Annotated in this window: 11 protein-coding genes; 3 read left to right on the top strand and 8 right to left on the bottom strand. The window is 73.5% G+C overall.

What is annotated here, in order from left to right; all coding sequences use genetic code 11:
* Positions 1 to 39 precede the first annotated feature (39 nt).
* The 7 genes from ACFQ53_RS13720 to ACFQ53_RS13690 form a co-directional block, all read right to left on the bottom strand.
* Positions 40 to 2,178, bottom strand: a complete 2,139-nt coding sequence (locus tag ACFQ53_RS13720) for an iron ABC transporter permease (protein WP_377860584.1) — start codon at positions 2,176 to 2,178, stop codon at positions 40 to 42.
* A 7-nt stretch (positions 2,179 to 2,185) separates the two neighbouring features.
* Positions 2,186 to 3,271 carry an iron-siderophore ABC transporter substrate-binding protein gene (locus tag ACFQ53_RS13715; RefSeq protein WP_377860582.1) on the bottom strand — a complete coding sequence of 362 codons (1,086 nt, stop codon included), beginning with the start codon at positions 3,269 to 3,271 and terminating at the stop codon, positions 2,186 to 2,188.
* Positions 3,272 to 3,435: 164 nt separating this feature from the next.
* Positions 3,436 to 4,341, bottom strand: coding sequence for an ABC transporter ATP-binding protein (locus ACFQ53_RS13710; RefSeq protein WP_377860580.1), 906 nt, complete (start codon positions 4,339 to 4,341; stop codon positions 3,436 to 3,438).
* Between the two features lie 137 nt (positions 4,342 to 4,478).
* Positions 4,479 to 5,456 (bottom strand): glutaminase A, encoded by a 978-nt coding sequence (gene glsA / locus ACFQ53_RS13705; RefSeq protein ID WP_249478615.1) that lies wholly within the window; start codon positions 5,454 to 5,456, stop codon positions 4,479 to 4,481.
* Positions 5,457 to 5,590: 134 nt separating this feature from the next.
* Positions 5,591 to 6,430, bottom strand: coding sequence for a GNAT family N-acetyltransferase (locus tag ACFQ53_RS13700; protein WP_377860577.1), 840 nt, complete (start codon positions 6,428 to 6,430; stop codon positions 5,591 to 5,593).
* An 11-nt stretch (positions 6,431 to 6,441) separates the two neighbouring features.
* Positions 6,442 to 7,770: a uracil-xanthine permease family protein gene (locus ACFQ53_RS13695; protein WP_377860575.1), complete on the bottom strand. Its 1,329-nt coding sequence runs from the start codon at positions 7,768 to 7,770 to the stop codon at positions 6,442 to 6,444.
* Between the two features lie 107 nt (positions 7,771 to 7,877).
* On the bottom strand, positions 7,878 to 9,755 hold the full coding sequence (locus ACFQ53_RS13690; RefSeq protein ID WP_377860573.1) for a hypothetical protein: 1,878 nt from the start codon (positions 9,753 to 9,755) through the stop codon (positions 7,878 to 7,880).
* Positions 9,756 to 9,975: 220 nt separating this feature from the next.
* Between ACFQ53_RS13690 and argS the strand changes: the two genes are divergently transcribed.
* Both argS and ACFQ53_RS13680 read left to right on the top strand, forming a co-directional pair.
* The gene (gene argS / locus ACFQ53_RS13685) at positions 9,976 to 11,715 is read left to right on the top strand and encodes an arginine--tRNA ligase (protein ID WP_377860571.1); all 1,740 of its coding nucleotides are present in this window, start codon (positions 9,976 to 9,978) and stop codon (positions 11,713 to 11,715) included.
* A gap of 151 nt (positions 11,716 to 11,866) precedes the next feature.
* Positions 11,867 to 12,571 (top strand): lysoplasmalogenase family protein, encoded by a 705-nt coding sequence (locus ACFQ53_RS13680; protein ID WP_377860569.1) that lies wholly within the window; start codon positions 11,867 to 11,869, stop codon positions 12,569 to 12,571.
* An 88-nt stretch (positions 12,572 to 12,659) separates the two neighbouring features.
* On the opposite strand, the gene ACFQ53_RS13675 is transcribed toward ACFQ53_RS13680, so the two are convergent.
* A complete protein-coding gene (locus ACFQ53_RS13675; protein WP_377860567.1) occupies positions 12,660 to 13,571 on the bottom strand; it encodes an alpha/beta hydrolase fold domain-containing protein in 912 nt (303 codons plus the stop codon).
* 70 nt (positions 13,572 to 13,641) lie between these two features.
* On the opposite strand from ACFQ53_RS13675, the gene mtnN reads away from it, so the two are divergent.
* Positions 13,642 to 14,421 carry a 5'-methylthioadenosine/S-adenosylhomocysteine nucleosidase gene (gene mtnN, locus ACFQ53_RS13670; protein WP_377860565.1) on the top strand — a complete coding sequence of 260 codons (780 nt, stop codon included), beginning with the start codon at positions 13,642 to 13,644 and terminating at the stop codon, positions 14,419 to 14,421.
* Positions 14,422 to 14,460 lie beyond the last annotated feature (39 nt).

Raw genomic sequence — 14,460 nt, 5'->3', positions numbered from 1 at the left:
GGCCCGATCGACCTCGTCAGCCCCGTCGACCCCGCCTCCTCACGCGCGCGAGCGCCAGAGCAGCCACACGAAGTAGGGCGCCCCGATGATCGCCACCACCAGACCTGCGGGGACCTGGGCGGGGGCGATGAGAGTGCGGCCGATCGTGTCGGCGATGCTCACCAGCAGCGCGCCCAGCAGCATCGCGACCGGCACGGAGCGCACGTGCCGCGCGCCGACCAGAGCCCTCGCGAGGTGCGGGGCGACGAGCCCCACGAACCCGATCGTGCCCACCGCGATGACGCTCACCGAGGCGAGCACGGCCGCGCACGCGATCACCGCGAGACGTGTGCGCTCGAGGCGCACGCCGAGGATCCGCGGGGAGTCCTCGTCGAGCGCGAGCAGGTCGAGCTCGCGCGAGCGGGAGAGCACGAAGGGCGCGATGAGGACGAGGGCGATCGCGACGATCGCGACGTCGACGAGGCTGCGGCCGTAGGTGGTGCCGGAGAGCCAGGTGAGCAGGCGCGGCGTGTCCCACGGGTTCTGCCACAGCAGCAGGAACGTGGAGAGGGAGGAGAGGGCGAAGCCCATGCCGATGCCCACGAGCACGAGGCGCTCGGGTCGGATGCCGCGCCGCCAGGCCAGCAGGTAGATGACGGCGAAGGTGACGAGGCCGCCGACGATGGCGGCGCCCACCATCACGGGCCTGCTCGCGCCGCCCGCGCCCCCGGCGCCGATCGCGAGCACGGCGCCCAGGCCCGCCCCGGCGGTGATGCCGAGGATGCCGGGCTCGGCGAGCGGGTTGCGGACGGTGGACTGCACGACGCTGCCGGCGAGCGCGAGGGCCGCCCCGCCCACGATCGCGGCGGTGGTCCTCGGGAGACGCTCGTCGAGCGCGAACCGCACGGGCGCCGGCGCCGCGTGCCGGATCCACAGGAGCACGTCGCCCGTGCGCAGCCAGAGGCTGCCCGCGAGCAGCCCGACGAGTGCGGCACCGGCGAGCGCCGCGAGGACGACCACGCCGATCACGAGGGCGCGCCTTCCCGAGCGGGGCGGGGTGCGGGCCTGCGGCGGCTCCTTCGCGGGCCCCGAGTCCCGCAGCCGACGGGCCAGGACGATCATGATGATCGCGCCCAGCAGGGAGGTCGCGATGCCGGTGGGGATCTTCGCGGCGGCCTCGGCGCCGGCGATGCCCCGCAGCAGCGCGTCGGCCGTGATGACGACGAGCGCGCCCAGCAGTCCCGAGGCGGGGATGAGCAGCACGTGGCGGTGGAGGGCGGGCAGGAGCACCGCGAGCAGGCGGGCGAGCACCGGGGCGCCCAGGCCCACGAAGCCGACGGGTCCGGCGACGGTCACGGCGATCGCGGTGAGCAGCACGGCGCCGAGGATCCCGAGCACGCGGGTGCGACGCACGGGGATTCCGAGGGAGGAGGCGGCGTCGTCGCCCAGTCCCAGGATGTCCAGGCGCCGGGAGATCAGCAGCATCACCACGAGCACCCCGGCGATCACCGGGATGGCGCGCAGGGAGGCGTCGAGGTTCAGCTGGGCGAGGGAGCCGCTCCCCCACGCGAACAGGCCTGTGGTCTGCACCTCGAAGAGGATGAGCAGGGCGGAGGTCGCGGCCTGCAGGGCGAGCGCGACGGCGGACCCGGCGAGCACGAGCCGGGTGGTGGAGGTCCCCGCACCGCCCGAGATCGCGAGCACGAGGCCCGCGGCGGCGAGCCCGCCGGCGAAGGCCACGGCGCCGGAGGCCCAGATCGGCACGGCCAGTCCGAAGGCGGCGACGGCGACGATCGCGAGGTAGGAGCCGGCGGTCACCGCGAGGGTGTCGGGCGAGGCGAGGGCGTTGCGGGAGATGGACTGCAGGACGGCCCCGGCGGCACCGAGAGCGAAGCCGACGGCGATGCCGGCGAGCAGCCGCGGCAGTCGCGAGGCGGAGAAGATCGCGGAGACGGGGACGCCGCCCTCCCCCGCCCGGTCGGCGGGCTCCGCCCCGACGGCGGCGCGCAGCAGGTCCCCGAGGCCGATGCCCGAGGTCCCCTGGGTGAGGTGCCAGGCGCCGACGATCACGAGCGCCACGGCGAGCACGGCGAGCCCGCCGCCGACCGCGAGCAGCGCGCCGACGCCCGGGCGCCGGGGCGCGGTCGGGGTCCGCTCCGCGCCCTCGGGGGTGGTGGTCGGGCTCGCCGTGGGGCTCACGGGCGGGTCACTTCGTGAGCGCGTCGACGTAGGCGTCGACCGCCTGCTCGGAGGTGCGGGGACCGCCGAAGGTCCAGATGCTCGAGGGGAACGCGTGGGCGCGGCCGTCCTCGACGGCGGGCAGCGAGGTCCAGATGTCGTTCTTCTCGAGCTCGGTGACGTAGTTGCCGGCCGGGTCGTCGGTCGACGTATAGAAGAGGTTCGCGTCGCCCACGGAGGTGAGGCCCTCGATGTCGGTCTGGCCGAGCCCGTAGATCGCGTCGGTCTTCCCGGTCCAGGCGGGCTTCAGCCCGAGCTCCTCGCCGAGCGCGCTGAACAGTGCGCCCTTGCCGAAGGGGCGGATGGAGACGTTGCCGCCGTCGACCCAGCCGTCGAAGTAGACGAAGTCGCGCGTGGGCAGGTCGACGTCCGCGACCTTCTTCTTGGCCTCGGCGAGGTGCTGGTCGAACTCCTGGAGGACCGCGTCGGCCCGCTCGGTGCGGCCCGTCGCCTTCCCGATCAGGGAGAACAGGTCCTTCATGTTCCCGATGGGGTCCTTCGCGTCGGCGCCCTGGGTGGCGAGCACGGGCACTCCGCGCTCCTCGAGCTGACCGATGATCTCGTCGTCCTTGCTGGAGGCCTCGACGATGATGAGGTCGGGGCTCGTGCCGTAGAGGGTGTCGAGGTCGGGCTCGCCGCGCTGGCCGACGTCGGTGACGCCGTCGGGCAGCTTCTCGGCGGTGTCCCAGGTGCTGAAGCCCTCGGCGTCGGCGACGCCCACGGGGGTCACGCAGAGGCTGAGGAGGTCCTCGGTCTGCTGCCATTCGAGGACGGCGACGCGCTTCGCGGGCTCGTCGAGCTTCACGGTGCGGCCGAAGTCGTCGGTGAGCTCGACGGGGCCGGTCGCCGTCGAGGTGGAGTCGTCGGCGCAGGACTCGGACACGGCGGAGGCGTCCTTCGTGGCGTCCGTGGACGCCTCGACGTCGGTGGTGCCGCAGGCGGCGAGCGAGAGGGCCGTGAGGCCCAGGGTGAGGACGGCGCCGAGGCGGCGCAGCGGGGACGGGCGCGAGGAGGCGGACGTCGGCGCGAGGGTCCTGAGCGAGGTGGTGGTCATGGTTCTCCGGGGGATGACGGCCGGTCGGCCGGGTGGACGGGACGGTGTGCGGCCGGGTGGCGGCTGCGGCGGGGCGAAGCGCGGGGTGGGGCGGGGCGAAGTGTGGGACGCGGGACCGGGGTGCAGAAGGGGTGTGCGGGGGCGGCGCTCGGGACGACGGGAGTTCAGCGGGCGCGCGGGCGTCGCTCGGCGACCTCGATCCGGCGGCGTCCGCTGGCGGGATCGGTGCTGCTCTCGATGGGGATCTCGTAGACCTCGCTGAGATGCTGCGAGGTGAGGACCTCGTCGACGGTGCCGGCGGCGTGGACGTCGCCGCGGCGCAGCAGCACCACGCGGTCGGCGATGCGGGCGGCCTGGGCGAGGTCGTGCAGGACCACGCCGATCGCGGCGCCGTGCTCGGTCGCGAGGTCCTTCACGAGGTCGAGGGTCTCGATCTGATAGCGCAGGTCGAGGTGGTTGGTGGGCTCGTCGAGCAGGACGATGCCGGTGTCCTGGGCGAGGCAGGAGGCGAGCCAGACGCGCTGGACCTCCCCGCCGGAGAGCTCGCCGACGCCGCGCGCGGCGAAGGCCGCGGTGCCGGTCAGCTCCATGGCGCGCTCGATCGCGGCCTCGTCGGCCTCGGAGAGACCGGCGAAGCGGCGGCGGTGCGGGTGGCGGCCGAAGCCGACGACCTCGCGCACCGTGAGCCCCTGCGGGGTGCCGCGGCTCTGGGCGAACAGGGTGAGGGTGCGCGCGAACTCCTTGGCGCCCATCAGCGCCGCGTCGCGCTCGGCGATGCGCACCTCGCCACGGGCCAGCGGGTGCAGGCGGGAGACGGCGCGCAGCACGGTCGACTTGCCGCTGCCGTTGGGGCCCAGCAGCACGGTGACCTCGCCGGGACGGATCTGCAGGTCGACGCCGTGGACGACCTCGCTGCGGCCGTAGCGCAGCACGAGGCCCTCGGCGTCGAGCCGGCGCGCGGGGTCCAGGGGTGCGGGGTTCCGGGAGCGCTCGCCCGCTCCGTCGGCGGCGAGGTCCTCGGCGGGGACGGTGCTCTCCTCGACGGCGGTCGATCGGAGATCGGTCTTCATGAAGGAGAGCCTAACCGTGCCCCATGTCCGACCACACCCCCGGACCGCCCTCAGAGATGTGCACTGCGGCACAGCGGGAGAGTGAGGGAGCGAGGGGCGAGGCGGGAAGGCGGGGGCGCGAGCGAGGGACGGCGCCCTCAGTGCTCCCCGCTCACCTCGACGATCTCGGCGGCGCGGCGCTCGAGGTCCATGGGCTCGACGCCGTCGAGCATGTGCAGGGCGAAGTCCTCGCTGAAGCGCTCGAACAGGAGGGTGCCGCGCACGGAGTTGCCGTGCAGGTCCAGCTGCGGGGCGTAGGTCGCGATGCCGAAGCGGGAGGGCAGCGCGGCGATGATGCCGCCGGCGACCCCGGACTTCGCGGGCAGGCCCACGTCGCTCACCCAGTCGCCCGCGTTGTCGTACATCCCGCAGGTGAGCATGACGGAGAGGGTCTTGCGGGCGGCGACGCGGGAGAAGACCTCCTCGCCCGTCAGCGGGTTCGTGCCGCCCGAGGCGAGGGTCGCGGCCATCACGGCGAGATCGGTGACCGAGGCGAGGACCGCGCACCCCTCGATGTACCCCTCGACGACCTCGTGGGCCTCCTCGGTCATCGAGCCGGCGGCCCGCAGCATGTACGCGAGCGCGAGATTGCGGTCCGCCGTGCGGGCCTCCTCGCGGCGGGTCGCCTCGTGGAGGGCGAGGGTGTGGCCGGCTGCGGCCTCGAGCACGGAGCGCAGGCGCTCGGTGCGCTCGCCCTGGGTGGGGCCGAGCATCGCGTGCGTCCGGATCGCCCCGATGTTCACCAGCGGGTTCTTGGGCTTCTTCGTCCACACGTCGAGGCTGAGGGCGTTGAACTGCTCGCCCGTCGGCTCCTCGTCGACGATCGAGTTCACGTACTCGAGGCCGTGCAGGTCGATCGCGGCGCCGTAGGCGAAGGCCTTGGAGATCGACTGGATCGGGAAGCAGTGGTCGGTGCCGGCGGTCATGATCTCGCCGTCGGTCATGCACAGGGCGACGCCGAGGTGGTCCTCGCGGGCACCGGAGAGGCGGGCGAGGTCGGGGACGTCGCCGTCGGGCACGGCGGAGCCGAGGACGTGCATCTGCCGGTCGAAGTAGGTGCTGAGCGCGCTGGTCACCCTTCGGACCGTACACGGGGCGCGGCGAACTCCCCAGCCCGGCGCTGCGAGCCGGCCGACGGGGGCGGCGGTGGCGGCCGACGGGGGCACGACGGGTCGGTGCGGGGGACGATTGCTCGCGCCCCGTCGGCCCCTCAGTCGGGCTGCACGCTCGCGAGCGCCTCCTCGAGCACGGCGAGATCCTCGGGGCGCATCGGTCGGGCGTGCTCGGGGCGGGGGCTCAGCAGCCGACGAGTGACGTGCACGGGCACCTGGGCGAGGCCGAGGCGCAGGGCGACGGCCACGCGGTGGTTCCCGTCGAGCGTCGCGAACTGCTCGTTGAAGGCGAGGTCGAGCGGGGTGCGGATGCCGTGCTCGCGCGCATCGGCCTCGATCGCATCGAGGTGCGAGGGGGTGTCCAGGTGCGGGGAGCCGACGACCTCCCGGTCCACGGCCCGATAGCGGGCGACGAGCGCGGTGGGCAGCAGCACGGCGGGGAGGGCGCGGCCCGAGCGGCGCTCCATGACGAGCTGCGTGGGGTCCTCCGGATCCGCTCCGATCTCCCCGAAACCGCAGCGCTCGTAAAACCGTCGGGCGGCCGGGTTCTCCCGCATCACGTGCAGCCGGAGCCGCACCCCGGGAAGGTGCTCCTCGGCCCAGTCGATGCAGGCATCGATGAGAGCCCGGCCCGCACCGGTCCCGCGCGCCTCCGGGGCGACCCACACCGAGACGATCATGGCCGGCTCCCCCGGCTCCGTCGCGGGGACGACCCGAGCGATGCCCCGTGGGGCCTCACTGCCCTCGGGGGTCGCCAGGATGCATGCGCCGAGGGCGAGGAAGCGGTCCCAGAAGGTCGGGTCCTCGCGCTCGCGCTCGAGGGTTCCCTCGTACGTCGATCCGAACGCCTCGGGTTCCTCCTGCAGGGTGCGCAGGCGCAGGGTGCGGACCAGGGCGCGGTCGGCGGGGGTGGCGAGGCGGGTGAGCGGGGCCGTCATGTCGTCGCTCCTCACTGCTCCGGATCGACGGGCCGCGACTGCTCGCGGTCCGTCGACGTCGCCGGCCCATCCGTCGGCGCCGCCGCCCGATCCGTCCCGGTCAGCCGTCCGATCCCGGCCATCAGGTGGTAGATGACGAGCGCGGCGAGGGTGCCCAGCGCGATGCCCGTGAGCTGGATGCCGCCGAAGGTCCAGGTGACGTTCGCGATGCCCACCACGAGGGCGACGCCCGCGGTGATCTGGTTCTTGGGGCGGGAGAAGTCGACGTTCCCGTCGACCCACATGCGCACGCCCACGATGCCGATGAGCCCGTAGAGCACGAAGGTCACGCCGCCCAGCACGCCCGGCGGGATCGTGTTGATGAGGGCGCCCACCTTCGGGGAGAGCGAGAGCAGGATCGCGACGACTCCCGCGACCCAGTAGGCGGCGGTCGAGTACACGCGGGTCGCGGACATGACGCCGATGTTCTCGCCGTAGGTGGTGGTCGGCGAACCCCCGAAGCAGGCCGAGAGCGCCGTGGCGATGCCGTCGGAGGCGAGCGTGCGCCCCACCATGTGGTCGAGGTTCCGCCCTGTCATCAGCCCCACGCTCGTCACGTGGCCGACGTTCTCCGCCAGCAGCACCACGATCACCGGCAGGAACATCGGCAGCAGCGAGAGGTCGAGGGTGGGGTGGTGGAACTGGGGCAGCCCCAGCCAGTGGGCCTCGTGGAAGGCGGTGAAGTCGACCTCGCCGCGGGCGACGGCGACCAGGTACCCGATGATCACGCCCAGCAGCACGGAGACCCGGCCCAGCATGCCCTTGAACAGGGCTGTGCACAGCACCACGGCGAACAGAGTGATGGTCGCGGTCACCGCGGACTTCTGGAAGTTCCCGTAGGCCGTCGGCGCGAGGTTGAAGCCGATCAGGGCGACGATCGAGCCCATCACCACGGGCGGCATGAGCAGCCCGATCCAGCGCGTGCCCACGGCCTGCACGAGCAGGCCGAGCAGCGCCATCGCGATGCCGATGACGAGCACCCCGCCGAGGGCGGCGGACATCGACCCGGCCTGTGTGGAGGCCGTGATCGGCGCGATGAACGCGAAGGAGGAGCCCAGGTAGCTGGGCACCCGGTTGCGGGTGATCGCCAGGAACAGCAGGGTGCCGATGCCGCTGAACAGCAGCGTCGTCGAGGGCGGGAAGCCCGTGAGCAGCGGGACCAGGAACGTCGCGCCGAACATGGCGACGACGTGCTGGGCGCCGATGCCGATCGTGAGCGGCCACGCCAGGCGCTCCTCGGGGCGCACGATCGCATCGGGGGCGACGGAGCGGCCGTCGCCGTGCAGGGTCCAGACGGGCATGGGGGCTCCAGGGGTCAGGAGGGCGGGTCGGGGACGGTCGGCGGGTCAGCGTGGTCGGCCGGCCGGCGGGTCGGCACGGGCGGCGGATCGGCGCGACGACCGCCGGATCAGCGCCGCGCGGCCCCGGGGAAGACCTTGATCCGTGCGCGCTCCGCGGAGACGTCGGGGATCAGGTCCGGGGACGCCGCGGTGGCGGGCTCGTTGCGGGTGCGGAAGTCGGCGAACATGCGGCTGAGGTCCGGTGCGCCGTACTCGTCGCGCACGGGGGCGGGAACGGTGAGCATGAGGGCCGCGACGACGCCGACGGCGAGCGCGACGCCGCCGGTCATCAGCCCCGCCCCGGCGCCGGTCGCGAGCGAGTTCACAATGACGTCGAGGAAGCCGACCACGAGCATCACCACGCCCGCGATGACGGCGCTCGAGCGGGCCACGTCGGCCGGACGCTCGAGCAGCGAGCGGCGCGCGAACAGCGAGATCGCGACGAAGCACGCGGAGATCACCGCATCCATCACGTGGATGACGGGCCCGCCCATGCCCGCTCCCCCAATCGCGGCGACGGCCGCGATCAGGTTCCAGACGATCGCCGCGGCGTGCATGATCGCGCCGAACTCGAAGGCGCGCACGGCGTAGACGATCCAGTCCACGCGCTGGAAGTTCAGCGGCATCGTGCGCACGAACGAGCGCGAGACCATCACGCCCCAGGCGGCGAACACGAAGGGCAGGTACACGAAGTCCGTGGCGAACGAGGTGGGGGCGGCGAACTCGAGGCGCAGGGAGTTGTCGGCGATCGCGAGGATCACCAGGCCCGAGGCGGCGCCCGCGCAGAACACGAACCAGGAGCGGTCGCGGCGCAGCGCCGCGCCGATGAGCAGCGTCAGCAGCAGCGCGGAGACGAGCGCGCTCGCGAAGGTGATGAGCGAGTACGCCCAGCCGGTGACGAACACGCGGCCTACGAGCATGACCACGGCGAACACGAAGGATGCCGCGGCGGCCAGGGCGATCACGGCGATCACCGTGCGCGAGCGCCGCCGGGCGAGCGCCGAGGGCAGATAGCCCTCGTGGGCGCGGGGCTCGATGCCGACCACGGCGCCCGCGAGCAGCAGGGAGACACCGGCCCCGAGGCCGAGGGGCGGCCCCTCGGGCAGCGGGGAGAGCATGACGGGGATCGAGGTCACGAGGTCGGCGATGATCGTGCCGACGGCCACCAGCAGCACGGGCGCGAGGCCGATCACGCGGACCGTCCGCACGAGCCGAAGCGGCGAGGACTTCGGCAGCCAGCGCAGCACGAGGACCACCACGAGCACGAGCAGGCCGAAGCCGACCGCGATGCGGCCGACGAGGTCCACCGGGGTGTACCCGGCATGGGTGAAGGAGGTCGACAGCGCGGCGACCAGGCACACGAACGCGGTGACGTCGCGCAGGGCGTCGAAGGCGCCGAGGTCGGCGAAGCGCGCGGGGATCGCCGGGGAGCGACCCGGCGCGTCGGCCGCGTTCGGCGTGGTGCCGGAGCGGGCGTAGGTCGCGGCGGAGCCGTTCTCCGCGCCCGGGGAGCCGCCGACGGGCGCGGGGGCGTCCTCACCGTGCGGGGCGAGGGAACCGGGGTCCTCGTCGGTGCTCTCGCGGATCCAGTCCGCGTCGTCCCCGGCATCGGTCCCGACGTCGGTTCCGGCGTCGTCCGCGGCATCGGTTCCGGCGCGGTTCCCTCCGGTCGCACCGTCCTCGGTGACCTCGCCGTCCTCGTCGAGCGCGGGGAGCGCGCCGGTGCGGGTGTCGCGGAGGTCGTCGCCCGTCTGCCCGTCCTCGTGTGCGCCCGCCGGCCCCGCCGGGCGCACGGGCCTGCGGTGCCGCGGGTGGCCGGCCCGCTCGGCGGCGAGCAGCTCGACCTCCTCGCGGCCGGGGAGCTTCTCGGTGGGGACCGTCCCGGGATCCGCGGAGAAGATCCAGTCCTCGTCCCCGCCTCGTGAGCCACGGCGGTCGCGCGCCATCCGGTCCCTCCCTGCTCCTCGACCCTGCGGCCCCGATCCTGCCCGATCCGTCGTCCTCGGACGACGCCGGGCTCCAGGGCCTTCTGCGGGCCGATTCTAGGCGGGGAGGCCGTGCGTCCGTCCGGGGCGCGCCGTCGGCCGACGGGCCGGGAGCGTGGCCGCGGTCGCATGCCTGCTCGCGGGCGTGCTCCCCCGCGCGTGCCTGGGTACGCTGGGAGGCATGCCAGCACCCGAGCTCGCGCTCACCGAGCGCTTCCAGTCCGCCTTCGCCCAGGCCTTCGGGGAGGAGTTCCGCGACGCGGATCCGATCATCCGCCCCTCGCAGTTCGCCGACTTCCAGTGCAACGCGGCGATGGGCCTCGCGAAGCGCGTGGGCTCGAAGCCCCGGGACGTGGCCCAGCAGATCCTGGACGCCGTCGACCTCACCGGCCTCGCCGAGACCCCGGAGATCGCGGGGCCCGGCTTCCTCAACATCCGCCTGCGCACGGACTGGATCGGGAACCAGGCGGCCGAGCTCGCCGCCCCCGAGTCGCACCTGGGCATCCCCGCGCCCGATCACGCCGACACCGTGGCCATCGACTACTCGGCGCCGAACGTCGCCAAGGAGATGCACGTCGGCCACCTGCGCACCACGGTCGTGGGCGACGCCCTCGCGCGCACCCTCGAGAAGCTCGGCCACACCGTCGTGCGCCAGAACCACATCGGCGACTGGGGCACGCCCTTCGGCATGCTCATCGAGCACCTGCTGGACGTGGGCGAGGACGGCGACGAGGCGAAGCTCCTGGAGAGCGACCCCAACGCCTTCTACCAGCACGCCCGCGCGAAGTTCGACGGCGACGCCGCCTTCGCGGACCGCGCGCGCTCCCGCGTGGTCACCCTGCAGGCCGGGGACCGGCAGACCCTGGAGATCTGGACCCGACTGGTGGAGCTGTCCAAGCAGTACTTCCACCGCATCTACGACATGCTGGACGTGACCCTCACGGACGACGACCTCGCCGGGGAGTCCAGCTACAACGACCAGCTCGAGATCGTCGCGAAGCAGCTCGAGGCCGACGGGCTCGCCCGGATCTCCGACGGCGCGCTGTGCGTGTTCCCCGAGGGGTTCATCGGCCGCGACGAGAAGCCGCTGCCGCTGATCATCCGCAAGTCCGACGGCGGCTACGGGTACGGCACGACCGACCTCGCCGCCATCCGCCACCGCATCCAGGACCTGCGCGCCGACCGCATCGCCTATGTGATCGGCTCCGCGCAGGAGCTGCACATGAACATGGTCTTCGAGACCGCGCGCGAGGCGGGCTGGCTCACGGACGACGTCGAGGCGACGCACGTGAAGATCGGTTCGGTGCTCGGCGAGGACGGGAAGATCCTGCGCACCCGCTCGGGCAGCTCGCTGCGCCTGATGTCCCTGCTCGAGGAGGCCGTGCAGACCGCCCGGGGCGTCATCGACGAGCTGCGCCCCGACCTGCCCGAGGACGAGCGCGCCGAGATCGCGCACGCCGTGGGCATCGGCGGCGTGAAGTACGCGGACCTCTCGACCGCGCACGACTCCGACTACGTCTTCGACCTCGAGCGGATGCTCGCCCTCACCGGCAACACCGCCCCCTACCTGCAGTACGCGGTCGCGCGGATCCGCTCGATCTCGCGGCGCGCCGCCGAGCAGGGCATCACCGCCGGCCCGGCCCCGCGCGTCGAGAACGACGCCGAGCGGGCGCTCGCCCTCGAGCTGCTGCAGTTCGGCCCCACGCTCGTCCAGGTGGGCGCCGCGTACGAGCCCCACCGCCTGTGCGCCTACCTGTTCTCCCTCGCGCAGGCCTTCACGGCCTTCTACGACGCGTCCCCGATCCTCAAGGAGTCCGACGACGAGGTGCGCGGAGGTCGGCTCGCGCTGGCCGAGCTCACCGAGCGGGTCCTCGTCGAAGGGCTCGACGCCCTGGGGGTGCGCGCGCCCCAGCGCATGTGAGGACCGGCCCGGGAATCCGGCATGTCCGGTCATGGGTGCATGTCCACCGACGTCGTGACGGAACCGTGTCCGTTCGTGACCGAACCGTGTCCTGCTGCGGTACAGAAGTCGCTGGTCATCACGCGCCGGCGCTTCGTAACCTGTGACGGTGGTGAGAAGCCGGAGGACGCATGCGGCCGCGTGGGCGGTCTACATCGTCGCGGCCGTCCTGCACATGATCGCCCTCGTGACGAACACCGGGGCCCTCGCGCTGGCCACCAAGGCCCTGCTCGCCCCCGCGCTCATCGTCGCGGTCCTCAGCGCGCTCTCGCTCACGCAGCGCATGACCAAGCGCCTCACCTTCGCGCTCGCCCTGGCGTTCCTCGCCGACATCGCCCCGGGCTTCACACCGTGGGCGCACGGCGCGACCTCCGTGCTCTTCCTGCTCGCGCTCGTCGTCTACGCGGCGACGCTCGCCCCGTACTGGCTGCGTGAGCTCGACGGGCTGCACCTGCTGCTCGCGATCCCCTACGGCGGGGTCGTCATCGGACTGTTCCTCGCATGCGCGGGGGGCGCCGGGAGCCTGCTGCCGCTGCTGGTCGTCTACGCGCTGGTGCTCGCCGCCGTCGCCTTCCTCTCGGCCGGCGTGAACCCGCTGACCTGGATCGGCGGCACCCTGCTGCTGCTCTCTAGCTCCGTGCTGGGCATGTCCTGGTTCCTGCCGGGCGCCTGGATCCCCGAGTCCGACCTGTGGGTGATGGGCTCCTACATCGCGGGCAACGCCCTGCTGGTGCTGGGACTGCTGCGCACCGTGCCGGCGCGCCGCTGGGCCCCTCAGCCCAGCAGCGGCGCCTCGCTCGTGATCATCGAGGGCTGATCGCCGCGGGTCGTCGCCCGCTCGTTCGGCGGGTCGCTCCCCCGGACGGGACGTCGCCGACCGGCACGCCACTCGGCCGGCCAGCCGATCAGTCCGTGCCCAGCGCCTTCGCGATCGCCGCACGCTGCTCGGTGAGCAGTCGCCCCATCTCCTCGCCCGGACGCAGCCCCGAGAGGAACGCGAGGCGTCCGTGGATCTCCCGGTAGGAGACCTCGGGGCCCGCCTCCTCGAGCTGCAGGCGCAGCACGCGGGCGTCGGTGAGGAAGATGTCGTCCGTGCCCACGCTGAGGTGGATCGGCGGGAGGTCGTGGAGGTGTGCGTTGACCGGGGAGAGGTCCTGGTCGTCCAGGGGCGTGCGGCCCGCGTAGGACTGCGCGGCGAGCGTGAGCAGGCGCCGCTCCTGCGGGAAGTCCCGCCGACCGGTCTCGGTCATGCCGGTGTTGGCGAGCTCGAGGTCCGTCCAGGGGGACATGAGCACGAGCAGCGCCGGCTCGGGGATGTCGGCCAGCGGCCCGACGCCGTCGCGGATGCGACGCACGACGGCGAGCGCGAGCGCGGCCCCCGCGTTGTGGCACGAGAGCACCCAGGGCGCCTCGCCGAGCGCGCCGGAGCCGGCGAGCTGCGCGAGCACGGCCTCGACGTCCTCGAGCGCGACGGGATGCCGGTGGTCCGGCGCGGTGCGGTAGTCGACGAGCAGTCCCGCGCACTGCTGGGCGTCGGCCTGCCGGGAGAGCCACCCCCAGTCGCCCGGGAACGGGCCGGAGAGGAAGGCGCCGCCGTGCAGGTGGACGATCACGCCGTTCGAGGCGTGGTGGCGGTCGAGCCAGACGCAGCGGGTGCGGTCGATCATCTCCACGTCCACCGCGTGGCGCTTGAGGACCCCGCCCCCGGGCATCGGGCGGCGGGCCTCGCGCAGCGTATGGGTGTAGAAGGCCTTCGGCAGAGGCAGCCGGCGCAGAGTGCGTCCTGCCATGATCGCGGCGTCGCGGATACGACTCATCACGTCTCCTGTGCGGTGGGCTCGGTCCCCTCCAGCCTAGCGACTCCGAGCCGCAGGTAGCCTGCACGTCATGACGTCCTCCACCACACCCTCGGGCGCGCACTCCCCCGCCGCCGAGCGCTCGGTCCTGCGCGGGAGCGGGCCGGTCCTGATCCTCGCCGCGATGGACGAGGAGGCCTCGCCGCTGGTCGAGCGCATGCTCTCACCGCGCCGCGCGGACCTCCCGCTGTCGGCCCCGGCCCACGCCTGGGCGGGAACCCTGGGCGGGCTCGACGCCGTGGTCGCGACCAGCGGGATCGGCATCAGCGCGGCGACCGCCGCGGCGACCTGGGGCATCCTCACCCAGCATCCGCGTCTGGTGATCAGCGCGGGCTCGGCGGGTGGCCTCGCGTCCGGGATCGGCGTGGGCGCGCTCGTGATCGGGGAGTCCTTCACCTACTCGATCGCCGACGCGACCGCGTTCGGCAATGCGCCCGGCCAGGTGCCCGGCGGCCCCGAGCGCTTCCGCACCGATCCGCGCCTGGTGGACCTCGCGGCGCGCGCGGCCGAGGACACGGCGACCGCGCACGGCGTGCGCCGCGGCCTCATGCTCTCCGGCGACGCCTTCGTGACCGCCGAGATCGCCGCGCCCATGCGCGAGCGCTTCCCCGGCGCCCTGAGCGCCGACATGGAGTCCACGGCGATCGCCCAGACCTGCTCGTCACTGGGGGTGCCGTTCCTCGCGATGCGCGCGATCTCGGATCTCTGCGGGCCCGCGGCCGACGAGCAGTTCCATCTAGAGCTCGACGTGGTCGCCGAGACGTCGGCCCGCGCGGTCTGCCGGCTGCTGGAGGACGTGGCGGCGGGCTGAGCCGGCCGGACGCACAGGAGCCCCCGATCCGCCGTGGCG

Origin of the sequence: Brachybacterium sp. NPDC056505, assembly GCF_042794925.1 — a bacterium.
In the GTDB taxonomy this organism is placed as follows: domain Bacteria; phylum Actinomycetota; class Actinomycetes; order Actinomycetales; family Dermabacteraceae; genus Brachybacterium; species Brachybacterium kimchii.
The sequence above is the reverse complement of the archived record's forward strand: the minus strand, read 5'-3'. Positions and strand labels throughout refer to the sequence as shown.

What these genes read in the sequence shown, in the direction of transcription:
- ACFQ53_RS13715 (WP_377860582.1), bottom strand. Translation starts at nt 3,271, where the DNA reads ATGACCACCACCTCGCTCAGGACCCTCGCGCCGACGTCCGCCTCCTCG.
- mtnN (WP_377860565.1), top strand. Translation starts at nt 13,642, where the DNA reads ATGACGTCCTCCACCACACCCTCGGGCGCGCACTCCCCCGCCGCCGAG.
- ACFQ53_RS13675 (WP_377860567.1), bottom strand. Translation starts at nt 13,571, where the DNA reads ATGAGTCGTATCCGCGACGCCGCGATCATGGCAGGACGCACTCTGCGC.
- ACFQ53_RS13700 (WP_377860577.1), bottom strand. Translation starts at nt 6,430, where the DNA reads ATGACGGCCCCGCTCACCCGCCTCGCCACCCCCGCCGACCGCGCCCTG.
- argS (WP_377860571.1), top strand. Translation starts at nt 9,976, where the DNA reads ATGCCAGCACCCGAGCTCGCGCTCACCGAGCGCTTCCAGTCCGCCTTC.
- ACFQ53_RS13690 (WP_377860573.1), bottom strand. Translation starts at nt 9,755, where the DNA reads ATGGCGCGCGACCGCCGTGGCTCACGAGGCGGGGACGAGGACTGGATC.
- ACFQ53_RS13695 (WP_377860575.1), bottom strand. Translation starts at nt 7,770, where the DNA reads ATGCCCGTCTGGACCCTGCACGGCGACGGCCGCTCCGTCGCCCCCGAT.
- ACFQ53_RS13710 (WP_377860580.1), bottom strand. Translation starts at nt 4,341, where the DNA reads ATGAAGACCGATCTCCGATCGACCGCCGTCGAGGAGAGCACCGTCCCC.